Origin of the sequence: Kocuria subflava, from assembly GCF_012163155.1 — a bacterium.
GTDB lineage: Bacteria > Actinomycetota > Actinomycetes > Actinomycetales > Micrococcaceae > Kocuria > Kocuria subflava.
Map to the genome: position 1 here is coordinate 1 of NZ_JAAVUN010000254.1, position 515 is coordinate 515.

Sequence of the window (515 nt, forward strand, 5' to 3'; positions counted from 1 at the left end):
GGCCCGAATTGGAATCCGCAGTGGCCGCGAGAAGCACGTGCGCGCTGGGGTGACAGCGCCCAGTGGACCGAATACGCCGAACGCGCAGCGGCTCGCACCACGCAAGACTGGGAAGCGATCAGCATTTCCGTGCGGGAGCTTGAGGCAGACCTTGGCACCGCCGTTCGCAAGGGGCTTGCACCACGGTCGACGGAGGCCATGCAGCTTGCTGAACGGCACCGGGCATCCATCGACACATACTTCACGTGCACTTACGACCGGCACGTTCTCTTGGGTCGGATGTACGTGGCCGATGACGCGTTCCGCTGTCACTACGACGACATCGCGCCCGGGTTGAGCACATGGCTCACGATCGCCATCAAAGAGAATGCCCGGCACCATGGAATCGACCCGGATCAGGCAACTTGGGGGGACCTAGGGAAGATGACGAACGGACCACTGAACTGGCCGTGCTCGGACGCGAAAACCGGCACCTGAAGCGGGCCTGCTCCTCTCGGTCTTCGCTTCAATCAACG

1 protein-coding gene is annotated in these 515 nt (G+C 62.7%); it reads left to right on the forward strand.

All coding sequences use genetic code 11. The features are described 5' to 3' along the window. Positions 1–477 (forward strand): TipAS antibiotic-recognition domain-containing protein (locus tag GTW58_RS14045; protein WP_209436607.1); only part of this gene is annotated, 477 nt, incomplete at its 5' end. Positions 478–515: the final 38 nt, after the last annotated feature.